14 protein-coding genes are annotated in these 14,224 nt (G+C 71.8%); all 14 read left to right on the top strand.

Translation table 11 applies throughout. The features are described from left to right. The first annotated feature begins 4 nt into the window (after window positions 1-4). The 14 genes from LWW89_RS08340 (at window position 5) to LWW89_RS08275 (ending at window position 14,170) form a co-directional block, all read left to right on the top strand. A complete protein-coding gene (locus LWW89_RS08340) occupies window positions 5-547 on the top strand; it encodes a GNAT family N-acetyltransferase (RefSeq protein WP_293263620.1) in 543 nt (180 codons plus the stop codon). A 19-nt stretch (window positions 548-566) separates the two neighbouring features. Further along, complete coding sequence (dapF, locus tag LWW89_RS08335; RefSeq protein WP_293263619.1) at window positions 567-1,397, top strand: diaminopimelate epimerase; 831 nt, start codon at window positions 567-569, stop codon at window positions 1,395-1,397. Further along, on the top strand, window positions 1,394-2,083 hold the full coding sequence (locus LWW89_RS08330) for a DUF484 family protein (RefSeq protein ID WP_293263618.1): 690 nt from the start codon (window positions 1,394-1,396) through the stop codon (window positions 2,081-2,083). The genes dapF and LWW89_RS08330 overlap by 4 nt, the downstream gene beginning before the upstream one ends. Window positions 2,084-2,142: 59 nt before the next feature. Further along, window positions 2,143-3,120, top strand: a complete 978-nt coding sequence (locus tag LWW89_RS08325) for a tyrosine recombinase XerC (RefSeq protein ID WP_293263617.1) — start codon at window positions 2,143-2,145, stop codon at window positions 3,118-3,120. Beyond that, window positions 3,117-4,295, top strand: a complete 1,179-nt coding sequence (locus tag LWW89_RS08320; RefSeq protein WP_293263616.1) for a VIT1/CCC1 transporter family protein — start codon at window positions 3,117-3,119, stop codon at window positions 4,293-4,295. Before LWW89_RS08325 ends, LWW89_RS08320 begins: the two co-directional genes overlap by 4 nt. Before the next feature lie 234 nt (window positions 4,296-4,529). Beyond that, on the top strand, window positions 4,530-5,738 hold the full coding sequence (locus LWW89_RS08315) for a class I SAM-dependent rRNA methyltransferase (RefSeq protein WP_293263615.1): 1,209 nt from the start codon (window positions 4,530-4,532) through the stop codon (window positions 5,736-5,738). Window positions 5,739-6,149: 411 nt separating this feature from the next. Then, window positions 6,150-6,566: a transcriptional repressor gene (locus LWW89_RS08310; protein ID WP_293263614.1), complete on the top strand. Its 417-nt coding sequence runs from the start codon at window positions 6,150-6,152 to the stop codon at window positions 6,564-6,566. Between the two features lie 112 nt (window positions 6,567-6,678). Then, window positions 6,679-7,686: a GTP-binding protein gene (locus LWW89_RS08305; protein ID WP_293263613.1), complete on the top strand. Its 1,008-nt coding sequence runs from the start codon at window positions 6,679-6,681 to the stop codon at window positions 7,684-7,686. Next, window positions 7,683-8,819 carry a GTP-binding protein gene (locus LWW89_RS08300; protein ID WP_293263612.1) on the top strand — a complete coding sequence of 379 codons (1,137 nt, stop codon included), beginning with the start codon at window positions 7,683-7,685 and terminating at the stop codon, window positions 8,817-8,819. Before LWW89_RS08305 ends, LWW89_RS08300 begins: the two co-directional genes overlap by 4 nt. Next, the gene (locus LWW89_RS08295) at window positions 8,816-10,315 is read left to right on the top strand and encodes a hypothetical protein (protein ID WP_293263611.1); all 1,500 of its coding nucleotides are present in this window, start codon (window positions 8,816-8,818) and stop codon (window positions 10,313-10,315) included. Before LWW89_RS08300 ends, LWW89_RS08295 begins: the two co-directional genes overlap by 4 nt. Before the next feature lie 14 nt (window positions 10,316-10,329). Next, window positions 10,330-11,256: a zinc ABC transporter substrate-binding protein gene (locus LWW89_RS08290; protein ID WP_293263610.1), complete on the top strand. Its 927-nt coding sequence runs from the start codon at window positions 10,330-10,332 to the stop codon at window positions 11,254-11,256. After that, window positions 11,253-11,885, top strand: a complete 633-nt coding sequence (locus LWW89_RS08285; protein ID WP_293263609.1) for an ATP-binding cassette domain-containing protein — start codon at window positions 11,253-11,255, stop codon at window positions 11,883-11,885. The genes LWW89_RS08290 and LWW89_RS08285 overlap by 4 nt, the downstream gene beginning before the upstream one ends. Then, window positions 11,882-12,703, top strand: a complete 822-nt coding sequence (locus tag LWW89_RS08280; RefSeq protein WP_293263608.1) for a metal ABC transporter permease — start codon at window positions 11,882-11,884, stop codon at window positions 12,701-12,703. Before LWW89_RS08285 ends, LWW89_RS08280 begins: the two co-directional genes overlap by 4 nt. A gap of 240 nt (window positions 12,704-12,943) precedes the next feature. Further along, a complete protein-coding gene (locus tag LWW89_RS08275) occupies window positions 12,944-14,170 on the top strand; it encodes an STAS domain-containing protein (protein ID WP_293263607.1) in 1,227 nt (408 codons plus the stop codon). The last annotated feature ends 54 nt before the right edge of the window (window positions 14,171-14,224 follow it).

Raw genomic sequence — 14,224 nt, 5'->3', positions numbered from 1 at the left:
GGCCATGAGCAACGCTTCCCGACTGCCCGCCGGCGCCGCCATCCGCCCCATGGATGCGGCCGACATCGGCCCGGTGGCCGAACTGGCCCGGCGCATCTGGCAGGCCACCTACCCGGGCATCATCACCCAGGGCCAGATCGATTACATGCTGGCGCAGCGCTACAACGCTACGGTGCTGGCCGAGGAACTGGGCCGGGACGACGTGGCCTGGGACGTGCTATGGCGCGACGGCGCGCGCATCGGCTTCGCCTCCACCCTGTTTTCGCCGGAAGGGGATGAAGCCAAGCTCGACAAGCTCTACCTGGACCCGGCCCACCAGCGCGGCGGCCTGGGCGGCGCCCTGATCGCCCACGTGGTGGAACGGGCCGCCGCCCGGGGCTGCCAAACCCTGGTCCTGGCGGTCAACAAGCACAACGCCCCGGCCATCGGCGCCTACCGCAAGCACGGCTTTGCCGTGCGCGAATCCGTCACCAAGGACATCGGCAACGGCTTCGTCATGGACGACTTTATAATGGTCCGCAATCTATCCAGCACCACCCCGCGTTGACGCGTTACGCTACCCCATCATGAACCTCAAGTTTTCCAAGATGCACGGCCTGGGCAACGACTTCGTCGTCATCGACGGCGTGCGCCAGTCCGTAAACCTCAGCGCCGCCCAGGTGCGCGCCCTGGCCGACCGCCACTTCGGCGTCGGCTGCGACCAATTGCTGCTGGTGGAGCCCGCCTCCCAGCCCGGCGTCGATTTCCGCTACCGCATCTTCAACGCCGACGGCGGCGAGGTGGAGCAATGCGGCAACGGCGCCCGCTGCTTCGTGCGCTTCGTGCACGACCAGGGCCTGACCGACAAGCGCGCCATCCGGGTCGAAACCCAGAAGGGCATCATCGAACCGCGCCTCAACGACGACGGCGAGGTCACGGTGGACATGGGCGTGCCGGTGTTCGAACCGGACCAGGTGCCCTTCGTCAGCCCCAGCCGGGAGACGGTCCAGCCCCTCCAAGTGGGGGACGAGGAGGTCCTGATCACCGCCGTGTCCATGGGCAACCCCCACGCCGTCCAGGTGGTGGCCGACGTGGACAGCGCCCCGGTGGAGCGCCAGGGGCCGATCATCGAATCCCACCCGCGCTTCCCCAGGCGGGTCAACGCCGGCTTCATGCAGGTGGCGGACCGCCACAGCATCCGCCTGCGCGTCTATGAGCGCGGCGCCGGCGAGACCCTGGCCTGCGGCACCGGCGCCTGCGCCGCCGTGGTGTCCGGCATCGCCCGGGGCCTGCTCGATTCCCCGGTCCGGGTCGAGACCCGGGGCGGCTTCCTGACCATCGCCTGGGGCGGCGAGGGCACCCCGGTGCTCATGACCGGCCCGGCCGTCACCGTCTTTTCCGGAGAAATCACCCTATGAGCGCCACCACCGCCGCCCTGCGCGCCGAAGACGTCGCCCACTACTTGCAGAACCACCCCCAGTTCTTCGAGGACTACGCCGACCTGATGGCCCGGGTGGTGATTCCCCACCCCCACGGCGGCCGCGCCATCTCCATCACCGAGCGTCAGATGCTCACCCTGCGCGAGCAGAACCGCACCCTGGAAGGCCGGCTGATGGAGTTGATGCGTTACGGCGAGCAGAACGACGCCATCTCCGAGAAGCTGCACCGGCTGGCTGTCTCCCTGGTGGCCGCCGCCTCGCCCCTGGCCGTGGCCAACGCGGTGCACATGCAGCTCAAGGAAGACTTCGAGGTGCCCCACGTGGCCCTGCGCCTGTGGGACACCCCGGCGGGCATGGGCGAGGGCGCCGAGCTGCCCGACTTCCTGGCCTTCGGCGAGGAGCTGGCGGTGTTCGCCGAAACCCTGGGCAAGCCCTACTGTGGCGCCGCCCACGGCTTCGAGACCTCCTCCTGGTTCGGCCCCGACGCCCCCCACGTGCGCTCCCAGGCCCTGATCGCCCTGCGCAGCGGCGGCGCCACCCTGGGCATGATCGCCCTGGGCAGCGAGGACGCCCAGCGTTTCTACGCCGACATGGGCACCCTGTACCTGGAGCGCCTCGGCGAACTGGTTTCGGCTGCCTTTCTGCGGGTGGCCCGCCCGGCCTGAGCGCCATGACCACCCGGGCCAAGCCGGCTCCCCGGCCTCGCACCGGGGGGGCGGCGCCAATGCAGCGCCTGCCCTCCGGCGCTGAACCGACCCTGGCCCCGGCGCCGGCCGTGGCCCCCGCCGATGCCGCCCGCATCGCCGCCTTCTGCGCCGAGCTGCGCGACCAGCGCCGCTCCTCGCCCCACACCGTGGCCAACTACGGTCGCGACCTGGAGCGGCTGGCCGGCCTGGCCGCCGGGCTGGCCTCGCCCCTGACCCTGGACGCCATCCAGGGCCACCACATCCGTCGCTTTGCCGCCACCCTGCACGGCGGCGGGCTGTCCGGGCGCTCGATCGCCCGGCTGCTCTCGTCCTGGCGCGGCTTCTACCGCTGGTTCGCCGCCCGGGGCGGCCCGGGTGCCAATCCGGTGGAAGGGGTGCGGGCGCCCAAATCGCCCAAGCGCCTGCCCAAGGTTCTCTCCCCGGACGAGGCCCAGCGCCTGCTCGACGGCGACGATCCGGGCGCCGGCGACAACGCCGACCCGCGCCTGCTCTGCCGCGACAAGGCCATGTTCGAGCTGTTCTATTCCTCGGGGCTGCGCCGCGCCGAGCTGACCGGCCTTAACCTCGATTGCCTGGCCGACCTGGCCGGGGGCGAGGTGCGGGTGCTGGGCAAGCGTTCCAAGCCACGCATCGTGCCGGTGGGGTCCGCCGCCAAGGCCGCCATCGAAGCCTGGCTGGCGGTGCGCGGCGAGCTGGCCGCGCCGGACGAGCCGGCCCTGTTCGTCTCCCGCCTCGGGCGCCGCCTGTCGGACGCCATGGTGGGGGTGCGCCTCGACCAGCGGGCGCGCCGCCTCGGGCTGGAGGTACATGTCCATCCCCATATGCTGCGCCACTCCTTCGCCTCCCACGTGCTGCAATCCTCCGGCGACCTGCGCGCCGTGCAGGAGATGCTTGGCCATGCCAGCATTGCCTCGACCCAGGTCTACACCCACCTGGACTTTCAGCACCTGGCCAAGGTGTACGACGCCGCCCACCCCCGGGCCAAGCGCAAATGAGCGCCCCGGACGAATCCAAGCAAGCAGCCCTACCCCGGGGCGGTCGCGCCAATCCCGACGACCTGCGCCGCTACCGGCGCAACCTGCAAAGCGAGGTGGACAGCGCCGCCCTGTACCGGGCCATGGCCGACCACGAGCCCCAGCCCGAGCTGGCCGACGTGTACCGCCGCCTGGCCCAGGTGGAAGAGGCCCACGTCGAGTTCTGGTGCCGCCGCCTGGTCAAGGCCGGCGCCCAGCGCCCGCCCTTGCTGCCCTCCTGGCGCGCCCGGGTGCTGATGGCCCTGGCCCGGCGTCTGGGGGCCAAGACCGTGCTGCCGGTGGTGGCCGCCCAGGAAAGCCAGGACCGCACCACCTACGACGCCCAGCGCGAGGCCAGCGGCACCCAGATGCCCGCCCAGGAACGCTCCCACGCCCGCCTGCTCGCCCGCCTGGCGTCCCCGGGCGGGGCAGCCTGGGACGGCGGCGCCTACGCCCGGCTCGAAGGCCGCCACGGCGCCGGCGGCGGTAACGCCCTGCGCGCCGCGGTGCTGGGGGCCAACGACGGGCTGGTGTCCACCTTCAGCCTGGTGATGGGGGTGGCCGGCGCCCAGTTCGAAGCGTCCACCGTGCTCGCCACCGGCCTGGCCGGCATGCTCGCCGGCGCCTGCTCGATGGCCATGGGCGAGTGGATCTCGGTACAGAGCAGCCGGGAGATGTACGCCAGGCAGATCGCCGCCGAGGCCGACGAACTGGCCGAGGTGCCCGCCGAGGAACAGGCCGAGCTGGCCCTGATCTACCGGGCCAAGGGCTTCGAGGCCGCCGAGGCCGAGGCCATCGCCGCCCGGGTGATCGCCGACAAGTCCGCTGCTCTCGACACCCTGGCCCGGGAAGAGCTGGGCATCAACCCGGACGACCTGGGCGGTTCCGCCGGCAATGCCGCGGCGGCTTCCTTCGTGGTCTTCCTGGTGGGGGCGCTGGTGCCGGTGCTGCCCCTCTTTTATCTCGACGGCCAGACGGCCATCATCGGCTGTGCCATAGCCAGCGCCCTGGGCCTGTTCGCCATCGGCGCCGGCATCTCCCTGTTCACCGGCCGCCATGCCGCCTGGTCCGGGCTGCGCCAGCTGGTCATCGGCCTGGCCGCTGCCGCCGTCACCTACGGGGCCGGGCGCGGGCTGGAAGGGCTATTCGGCAGTTAGGGGGCGTGGCGGGAGTCGAGGCGCTTTCTAACCCTTGCCCCGATACTGCCGTGCCGCTGCCGAGTCTCCGCCCTATCCTGCCGGCTCCGGCGCTTGCTTGACCGCCGGGGTGCGCGCGCCGCTGGCATCCCCCGCTCCGGGTCAGTACACTCCCGCCTTCGCGGCGCCTTCCGGGCGCCGCAGTGCGTTTTTCCGTCTTCCCCCGTTTTTCTCCCGTTCTGCGAAAGCCTCCCCATGGCCCAACTCGTCCTCCTGCCCGGCAAGGACCGCTCCCTGCGGCGCCGCCACCCCTGGATCTTCGCCGGCTCGGTCGGCCGCCTGGAGGGCCGGGCCCGGCCCGGGGACACGGTGGAGGTGCTGGCCGACGACGGCACGCCGCTCGGCCGGGGCGCCTACAGCCCCAAATCCCAGATCCGGGTGCGCATGTGGACCTTCGACGCCGCCGAATCCATCGACGACGCCTTCTTCAAACGCCGCATCGCCGCCGCCGTGGCCCGCCGCCAGGCCCTGCCCGAGCTGGCCGCCGATCTGGGGCCGGAGGGCGGGGTGCGCCTGCTCCACGCCGAATCCGACGGCCTGCCCGGGGTGATCGCCGACCGCTACGGCGACACGGTGGTGGTGCAGCTGACCAGCGCCGGCGCCGACAAATGGCGCAAGGCCATCGTCCATGCCCTGCTCCAGGCCGGCGCCCCCCTGGGGGTGACCCGGGTCTACGAGCGCTCCGATTCCGACGTGCGCGCCATGGAGGGGCTGGAGCCCACCACCGGCTGGCTGGCCGGGGAAGGGGAGGCGCCGCTCTCCATCGTCGAGAACGGCGTGCGCCTCGGCGTGGACGTGGCCGGCGGGCACAAGACCGGCTTCTACCTGGACCAGCGCGAGAACCGGCTGCTCACCGGCCAGCTGGCCAAAGGCAAGCGCGTGCTCAACTGCTTTTGCTACACCGGCGGCTTTTCCCTGCAAGCCCTGGCCGGCGGTGCCGCCCACGTGGTGTCGGTGGATTCCTCCGGCCCGGCCCTGGAACAGGCCAAGCGCAACCTGGCCCTCAACCCGGGGCTCGACCCGGCCCGGGCCGAGTGGCGCGAGGCCGACGTGTTCGAGGAGCTGCGCGCCATCCGCAAGTCCGGCGAACAGTTCGACCTGATCATTCTCGACCCGCCCAAGTTCGCCCCTTCCGCGGCCCACGCCGAGCGCGCCTCCCGGGCCTACAAGGACATCAACCTGCTGGCCCTGCGCCTGCTGCCTCCGGGCGGGCTGCTGCTCACCTATTCCTGCTCCGGCGGCATCGGCGTGGACCTGTTCCAGAAGATCGTCGCCGGCGCCGCCAGCGACGCCGGCCGCGACGCCCGCATTCTGCGCCGCCTGGCCGGCGGCCCGGACCACCCGGTGGCCCTGGCCTTCCCCGAGGGCGAATACCTGAAGGGCCTGCTCGTCCAGGTGGACTGAGCCGGGGCGGCCGGGCGGAGACCCGCGCTCTGCCCCGTGCCTTCGTCCCCATGGGACGCGGCCAGCCGGCCGGGTGCCATGGATGAGGCTGTCAGGCTGCCGCCGCACCGTGGAAATTTCGGCACGGGCCTGGGACTCTCCCGGGGCGGTGTGCCACCCCCCTGCAATCGCCGCGACTGGCGGGCATCTCCGCGTTGCCATCGCCGAATGCCGCGCCATTGCTTGCTCTCCAGGATGGCATCGTGAAGATGCCCGTCCCTATTGGGGTTTGGCGCAGGGGTGTCGCCATGTTTTTATTCCATTTGTGCAACTCTGTTGCATTTGCGGTCGTGTAGCGTTTATCATGGCGCCATGGCTACTGCTCCGTCCCCCCTCCCTCCCTCTGCCGCTGACGCAGACGGCGCGGCCCCGGTGGCCTCTCCGGCGGCCGCCGCCCTGCGCGCCATCGGCGCCCGGGTCACCCCGGCCCGGGTGCGGGTGCTGACCCTGCTGCGCGAGGCGCCCACGCCCATGTCTCACCACGACGTGGAGACCGCCCTGGGGCCGGACGCCGGCGACCGGGTGACCCTCTACCGGGTGCTCGACTGGCTGGCCGAGGCCGGCCTGGCCACCCGCGGCGTGGACGCCACCCGGGTGACCCGCTACGCCGCCGCCCGGGACGGTAAGCACCAGAACCACCTGCACTTCCACTGCGACGACTGCGGCCAGGTGTATTGCCTCGACACCCCGCCACCGCCGCCGCCGGAGCTGCCCGCCGGCTTCCAGTTGCAGCGCGCCGAGCTCGATCTGCACGGCCAGTGCGACCGCTGCAACAGCGGCAAGGCCTGACCGTGGCACCCCTGTCCCGCGCCGCCCGTCGGAGCGGCGCGGCCCGCTGCCGCCCGGGGGCCGCCGCCATGCTCCTCCCTTCGTTTGCCGCAACATCCGCCGGAGTCCGTCCGTGAGCCGCACCGCCCCCATTCCCGTCACCCTGCTCACCGGCTTTCTCGGCGCGGGCAAGACCACCCTGCTCAATCGCATCCTGACCGAACGCCACGGCGAGCGCATCGCCGTGATCGAGAATGAGTTCGGCGAGGTGGGCGTGGACAACGAGCTGCTGCTCGGCTCCGACGAGACCATCGTCGAGATGAACAACGGCTGCATCTGCTGCACCGTGCGCGGCGACCTGATCCGCATCCTCACCGACCTGGCGATCCGCCGCGAGGCCGGCCTGATCGACTTCGCCCGGGTGATCATCGAGACCACCGGCCTGGCCGACCCGGGGCCGGTGGCCCAGACCTTCTTCGCCGACGAGGACGTGGCGCGCTGCTACAAGCTCGACGCGGTGGTGACGGTGGTGGATGCGGTGCACGGCGCCGCCCAGCTCGACGCCCACGGCGAGGCCCGCGCCCAGGCCGGCTTTGCCGACCGGCTGCTGCTGTCCAAGACCGACCTGGCCGAGCCGGCGGCCCTGGCGGAGCTGACCGCCCGGCTGCGCGCCATCAACCCCCGGGCCCGGCTGATGGACGCCCCCTTCGGCAATGCCCCCCTGGACGCCCTGCTCGACGTGCGCGGCTTCGACCTGGATGCCATCCTGGAGGTGGCGCCGGATTTCCTCACCTCCCACCGCCATCACCACCAGGACGACATCAGCGCCTTCGTCTTCGAGGCCGAGCGGGACTTCGATGGGGCCCGCCTGGAGGACTTCCTGGGCGGCCTGGTGATGGTCTACGGCAACGACCTGCTGCGCTACAAGGGTGTGCTGGCCATGGATGGGCGGCCCGAGCGGATCGTCTTCCAGGGCGTGCACATGATGATGGGCGGCACCCCGGAAGGACTCTGGCCGGCGGGCCAGCCGCGCCGCTCGCGCTTCGTCTTCATCGGCCGCAACCTGCCCCGGGAACTGCTCGAACGGGGCCTGAACGGCTGCCTGCAAAAGCCGGCCGCCGACGTTGAGGCTGGGCAATGAGCACGCCAGCCGCCGACCGGCGCATTCCGGTGACCCTGCTCACCGGCTTTCTCGGCGCCGGCAAGACCACTCTGCTCAACCGCCTGCTCAAGACTCCCGCCTTTGCCGGGGCGGCGGTGCTGATCAACGAGTTCGGCGAGGTCGGCGTCGATCACCACCTGGTCGAGAAGATCGACGAGAACCTGGTCCTGCTCGATTCCGGCTGCCTGTGCTGCACCGTGCGCGGCGACCTGGCCCGCAGCCTCAAGGACCTGTTCATGCGCGCCCTGCGCCGCCAGGTGCCGCCGATCACCCGGGTGATCATCGAAACCACCGGCCTGGCCGACCCGGCCCCGGTGATCTACACCCTGCTCGAAGACTTCTTCCTCGCCGAACGCTACCGCCTCGACGGCGTGCTCACCGCGGTCGATACCCTCAACGGCGCCGCCACCCTGGCGGCCCACCGGGAGGCGCTCAAGCAGGCGGCCATGGCCGACCGGCTGCTGCTGACCAAGTGCGACCTGGCCACGCCGGCCGAGCGCGCCGCCACCGAAGCGGCCCTGGCCGCCCTCAACCCGGGGGCGCCGCGCCTGGCCCTGGAGCCCGCCGGCCCCCTGGCGCCGGAGTCGTTCATCGACCTGGGCCTCTACGCGCCCGCCGGCAAGCATCCGGATGTGGCCCGTTGGCTGGCCGATGAGGCGGTGCGCGCCGCCGCCCCCGGCCATGCCCACGTCCACGACGCCAACCGCCATTCGGACCAGGTGCGCGCCTTCGTCCTGCGCTTTACCGAGCCCCTGGCCTGGGGCGAGTTCGCCGAAGCCCTGGACGTGCTGCTCGGTACCTGCGGCGACCGCATCCTGCGCCTGAAGGGGCTGGTGGCGGTGCGCGGCGAGGACTCCCCCCGGGTGGTCCAGGCCGTCCAGCACCTGCGCTACCCGGAAACCCGGCTGCCGGCCTGGCCTGCCGATCCGGCCTACGCCGACCGGGCGACCCGGCTGGTGTTCATCGTGGACCGCCTGCCCCGGGAATACGTGGAAGGCGCCTTCCGCCTCTTCTGCGGCGCCCGGGACTGTTCCGAGCCTGGGGCCTCCGTGGCCCTGCCTGACTCCCCCGAACCGACAGACGTCACCCCAGCACACAAGGAGAACCCATGAACCATTCCCTGCGCAGCACCGCCCTGGCGCTGGCCTTGTCGACGGCGTTCCCGTTGCCGGCCTTGGCCGCCGACAAGGACGACCTGGCCGAGATCCGCGCCCAGCTGAAAGCCATGAAGGACGGCTACGAGAAACGCATCGCCGCCCTGGAGGCCCGCCTCCAGTCGGCCGAGACCCGCGCCGGCAAGGCCGAGACCGCAGCGGTGGCCGCCCAGGGCAGCGCCACCACGGCCCAGAACGCCGCCAGCGCCGCCGAAACCCGGGCCAGCGCCGCCGAAAACGTGGCCACGGCGGCCCAGGTCAGCGCCCAGGCCGCCAGCCAGCGCCCGGCCTCGGCCTCGGCGTTCAACCCGGAAATCTCCCTGATCCTCACCGGTACCTACGTCAACACCTCCCAGAACCCGGACCGGCCCTACCGTATCCAGGGCTTCGTGCCGACCCTGGGCGAGGCCATGCCGACGGCGCGCAGCTTCAACCTGGGCGAGTCGGAGCTGGCCATCTCGGCCAACGTGGACCATCTGTTCCGCGGCACCCTGCGCGCCTCCCTGGCGCCGGACAACACGGTGGGGGTGGAAGAAGCCAGCATCCAGACCCTGGGGCTGGGCCAGGGCTTCAACATCAAGGCCGGCCGTTTCCTCTCCGGCGTCGGCTACCTGAACGAGCAGCACCCCCACGAGTGGGACTTCGCCGACGCGCCCCTGCCCTACCAGGCCTTCTTCGGCTTCAACCTGGGCATGGACGGGGTGCAAGCGCGCTGGCTGGCGCCCACCGAGACCTTCTTCGAGATCGGCGCCGAGGCTGCCCGGGCGCGCAGCTTCCCGTCCCGGGACGAGAGCCGCAACAAGAACGGCTTCATGTCCGGCGCCCTGTTCGCCCACCTGGGCGGCGACGTGGGCGCGTCCCACAGCTGGAAGACCGGCCTGTCCTACTTCCAGACCAAGCCCAACGGGCGGACCTACGACGATCCCCTGGCCAGCGGCGTGACCCAGACCTTCACCGGCACGAGCAAGACCTGGATCGCCGACTTCGTCTGGAAATGGGCGCCCCAGGGCAACCCCCAGTACCGCAACTTCAAGTTCCAGGGCGAATACTTCCGCCGCACCGAGAACGGCGCCTTCGGCTACGACGACAGCGGTGCCGGCGGCCCGGTGGGGGCGGTGGACGGCGGCTACCGCTCCACCCAGTCCGGCTGGTACGCCCAGGCGGTCTACCAGTTCATGCCCACCTGGCGGGTGGGCATGCGCCACGACCGCCTGAGTTCCGGCAACGCCCAGATCGGCGTGGTCCAGGAGGGCCTGGTGCCGATGGCGGCGATGCCCTATTTGGAGTCCTACAATCCCCGGCGCAACTCGGTGATGGTGGACTGGAGCCCCTCCGAGTTCTCTCGGGTGCGCCTGCAATACAACCGGGACCAGTCCCGCCCCGACATGACCGACAACGTGGTCTGGCTGCAATACATCATGAGCCTGGGCACCCACGGCGCCCACAAGTTCTGACCGGAGAAGCACCGATGAAACCCTTCAAATACGCCCTGGCGGGGGCCCTGTCCGCCGCCGCCGCGTTCGCCCTGCTCCTCGGTGCCGCACCGGCATCGGCCGCCGTCCAGGTGTTCGCCACCGTTCCCGAATGGGCCGCCCTGGCCAAGGAGGTGGGGGGCGCCGAGGTGAACGTCTACCAGGCCACCACCGCCATGCAGGACCCCCACCGGGTGGACGCCAAGCCCAGCCTGATCGCCGCCGCCCGGCGCGCCCAGCTGGTGGTGGCCACCGGAGCCGAGCTGGAAATCGGCTGGCTGCCGGTGGTGCTGCGCGAATCCGGCAACAGCCGCATCCAGGTGGGCCAGCCCGGCTACCTGGAAGCCGCCAACCTGGTGACCCGGCTGGAAATCCCCGCCCGCCTCGACCGGGCCGACGGGGACGTGCACCCCGCCGGCAACCCCCACATCCAGCTCGACCCGCGCAACATCCTCAAGGTGGCGGAAGGCCTGGCCCAGCGTCTGACCGACATAGATCCGGCCAAGGCGGGCACCTACCGGGCCAACCTGGACGGCTTTCGCGCCCGTTGGAAAGCCGCCATGGCCCGCTGGGAGCAGGACGGCGCCAGCCTCAAGGGCACCCGGGTGTGGGTCCAGCACAAGGCCTTCGCCTACCTCACCGCCTGGCTGGGCATGACCGAGGTGGGGGCCCTGGAGCCCAAGCCCGGGGTCGAGCCCACCAGCGCCTCCCTGGCCGACGTGCTGGCCCGCCAGCAGGCCACCCCGGCGCGCATGGTGATCCGCGCCGCCTACCAGAACGACGGACCGTCGAAGTGGGTGGCCGAGCGGGCCAAGATTCCCGCTGTGGTGCTGCCCTTCACCGTGGGGGGCGACGCCGAGGCCAAGGACCTGTTCGGCCTGTTCGACGACACCCTGGCCCGCCTCAAGACGGCCCTCAAATGAGTGGAGCGCAGGCCCCTTCCCTGGCGCCCGACGCTGTCCTGGGCGGCGGCGCGCTGCTGCGCGGCGACGCCCTGGTGGCCGGTTACGACCGGCCGGTGGTGGGGCCGGTGTCGTTCACCGTCGCCGCCGGCGAAGTGGTGGGAATGGCCGGGCCCAACGGCTGCGGCAAGAGCACCCTGCTGCGCGCCCTGGTGGGTGCCGCCCGCCTGTTCGGCGGCCGTCTGGAGCGTGCCCCTGGCCTGGCAGTGTCGATCCAGAACCAGCAGCAACCGCCCCTGGACGGCGTGCCCCTGACCGGCCGCGAACTGCTTGCCCTCACCGGCGCCAGCCCGTCTGGGCTGCCGCCGTGGCTGGAGCACCGCCTCGACGAGCGGCTCGACCGCCTGTCCGGCGGCCAGCGCCAGTACCTGTCCCTGTGGGCCAGCCTGGGCAGTGACGCCGCCCTGGTGATCCTCGACGAGCCGACCAACAACCTGGACCCGGCCGGGGTCGCCCACCTGGCCGAGGCACTGCGCACCCAGGCCGCCGCCGGCCGGGCCTTCCTGGTGGTCAGCCACGACGCCGACTTCCTGGCCTGCGCCTGCCAGCGCCGGGTGGCCGTGGTGCCGCGCACGGGGGATGGGGCATGACCTTGCAGACGGAGTTGCTGTTCGATCCCCTGTTCCTCACCCCCTTTCTCACCGGGCTGCCCTACGCCCTGCTGCTGCCCCTGCTCGGCGCCTACCTGCGCCTCAAGGACGAGTGGCTGGCGGCCCTGGCCCTGGCCCAGACCGCCGCCGCCGGTGCCCTGGTGGTGCTGGCCCTGGCCTGGCCGCCGGCCGTGGGCGGGCTGCTCGGCGCCCTGGTGGCGGCCGCCGGCAAGCACGGCGCCGAGGGCCTAGCACCGGCCCTGCGCGGTGCCGCCTATGCTCTGCTGCTGCTGTTCGGCTGGGGCGTGGCAGTGCTGCTGGTGGCCAACCTACCGGTGGCCGAGCGCCTCGGCCATGCTCTGCTGGACGGCCAGCTGTACTTCACCGGCACCGCCGAACTGCTCACCGCCCTGGCGGTGCTGGCGGTGGCCATCCTCGGTGTGGCCTTCCTGTCCCGGGCCCTGCTCACCGCCCATTTCTTCCCCGACCACTTCCGCGCCCGGGGCCGTTCCGCCTCCCGCGCCCACCTGCTGTTCGACCTGCTGGTGGCGGCGGCCCTGGGCTTCGCCACCATGAGCGTCGGGGTGATGGCTGCCTTTGCCCTGGTGTTCGTGCCGCCCTTCCTGGCCTTCCACCGGGCCGGCAGCTGGCGGCGCGGGCTGGTCTACGCCATGGGCTGCGGCCTGGGGGGCTACGTGGCGGCCTTCGCCCTGGCCCTGTTGCTCGACCAGCCCTTCGGCGCCGTGCTTTCCCTGGTACTGGCGGCCCTGGCTCTGCTGGGGGTGCTGCGCGCCTCGGCGGGGCGTTCGGGCGCCTGAACCGGGCGGTCCGGCGACGGTCGAACGACCGTCCGTCGCCGGGCGAGCGTTGCTGTGCAACATTGCCCGGGGGGCGGCCTTGTGCTAAAACCTTCTTCCCCGCCCGGGTTTCCGCCGCCGTCCTGACAGCGGAAATGCAACCGGCGGCCTACATTCGCCTCCGGCGAGCCCCTGATTCCCGTTCCCATGGTTTTCTCGCTGTTCAAAAAGCCAAAACCTTCGGATGACGAGCCGAAGACGGTGCCGCGGCCCCGCGCCGCCGTGCCGCCGCCAGCCTCGCCGCGCCCTGCGTCCGCCGAGGCGGAGCGGCTGGGAACGCTGTCGGTGCCGCCCCTCGATTTCCCCACCGGTAGCCAGGGCACCCAGTCCCGGGGCGCCGCCACGGCGCCGGCCCTGGATGCCTCCACCGAATTTCCCGACGACGACCTGGGGGCCCTGGATTTCGCCGGCCTGGAAGTCTCCGACGTGGGCATCCAGCTGGAGCACGAGGCGAGCCCGCTCCAGGGGCTGCTCGAACAGGTGGCCATGCTCTACGCCAACGGTGCCGACACCCAGGTGGCGGCGATCCTCGCCGAGGCCCGGGAGCAGCATCGCCAGGGCGCCTTGGCCGAGCGGCTGTGGCTGATGCAGCTCGACCTGTGCCAGGTGCTCAACCAGCGCGCCGAGTTCGACCAGCTGGCCCTGGCCTTCGCCAACGCCTTCGAGAAGTCGCCGCCCACCTGGCAGATCCAGCCGGATGCCTGTCCCGCGCCGGCGGCGCTCCGGGGCGCCCTCCAGTTCAAGGGGGCCCTGGAAGCCGGCAACGACGAGGGCTTTGCCGCCCTGTCCCGCGCCCTGGAACAGGGGCGGCCGGGGGCATCCCTGGCCTGGGATTTCGCCAAGGTCACCCTGATCGACCCGGAAGGTTGTGCCCGCCTGGCGGCCTGTTTCGACCAGGCGCGGCAGCGCCGTATCGGCATCGCCCTGTCGGGCATCGACGGTCTCATGTCCCGGTTGCTGCCTCGCTGCGAGGCGGGCAAGCCCGAGGCCGAGGGCTGTTGGCTGCTGCTGCTCAACCTCTTGGCCCTGAGCGGAGATACCGCCGGCTTCGAGGAAAAGGCGGTGGATTATGCCGTCACCTTCGAGGTGTCGCCTCCCGCCTGGGAGCCGGTCAAGGCCGTGGTCACGGCGGTGCCCGAGCGTGCCGCCCCGGCCGGCGACGACGCCTTCTGTCTTTCCGGCCAGCTGGCCGGCGAGCGCTTTGCCGGGCTGGCCGACTTTGCCGCCCTGCGCAATCCGGTGACCATCGACCTGAGCCGGGCCGCGCGCATGGACTTCTCCAGCGCCGGCGCCCTGCTCAACGCCCTCACCCCCCTCAAGACCGCCGGCAAGACCGTGGTGATCCGCGGCGCCAACCAACTGGTGGCGGAGCTGCTCACCCTGGTCGGGGTCAGCGCGGTCGCCCAGGTTCTTTCCCCCAAGCGCTAGGCGGGGCCTTCCCGCCTGCGACGGCGCCGGCAGGCGCCCCTTCGTCCTTTTCGG

Origin of the sequence: Oryzomicrobium sp., from assembly GCF_021287045.1 — a bacterium.
GTDB lineage: Bacteria > Pseudomonadota > Gammaproteobacteria > Burkholderiales > Rhodocyclaceae > Oryzomicrobium.
The sequence above is the reverse complement of the archived record's forward strand: the minus strand, read 5'-3'. Positions and strand labels throughout refer to the sequence as shown.

Excerpts from the sequence above, each read along its gene's own strand:
- LWW89_RS08340 (WP_293263620.1), top strand. The coding sequence starts at position 5 with ATGAGCAACGCTTCCCGACTGCCCGCCGGCGCCGCCATCCGCCCCATG.
- dapF (WP_293263619.1), top strand. The coding sequence starts at position 567 with ATGAACCTCAAGTTTTCCAAGATGCACGGCCTGGGCAACGACTTCGTC.
- LWW89_RS08330 (WP_293263618.1), top strand. The coding sequence starts at position 1,394 with ATGAGCGCCACCACCGCCGCCCTGCGCGCCGAAGACGTCGCCCACTAC.
- LWW89_RS08325 (WP_293263617.1), top strand. The coding sequence starts at position 2,143 with ATGCAGCGCCTGCCCTCCGGCGCTGAACCGACCCTGGCCCCGGCGCCG.
- LWW89_RS08320 (WP_293263616.1), top strand. The coding sequence starts at position 3,117 with ATGAGCGCCCCGGACGAATCCAAGCAAGCAGCCCTACCCCGGGGCGGT.
- LWW89_RS08315 (WP_293263615.1), top strand. The coding sequence starts at position 4,530 with ATGGCCCAACTCGTCCTCCTGCCCGGCAAGGACCGCTCCCTGCGGCGC.
- LWW89_RS08300 (WP_293263612.1), top strand. The coding sequence starts at position 7,683 with ATGAGCACGCCAGCCGCCGACCGGCGCATTCCGGTGACCCTGCTCACC.
- LWW89_RS08295 (WP_293263611.1), top strand. The coding sequence starts at position 8,816 with ATGAACCATTCCCTGCGCAGCACCGCCCTGGCGCTGGCCTTGTCGACG.
- LWW89_RS08290 (WP_293263610.1), top strand. The coding sequence starts at position 10,330 with ATGAAACCCTTCAAATACGCCCTGGCGGGGGCCCTGTCCGCCGCCGCC.
- LWW89_RS08285 (WP_293263609.1), top strand. The coding sequence starts at position 11,253 with ATGAGTGGAGCGCAGGCCCCTTCCCTGGCGCCCGACGCTGTCCTGGGC.
- LWW89_RS08280 (WP_293263608.1), top strand. The coding sequence starts at position 11,882 with ATGACCTTGCAGACGGAGTTGCTGTTCGATCCCCTGTTCCTCACCCCC.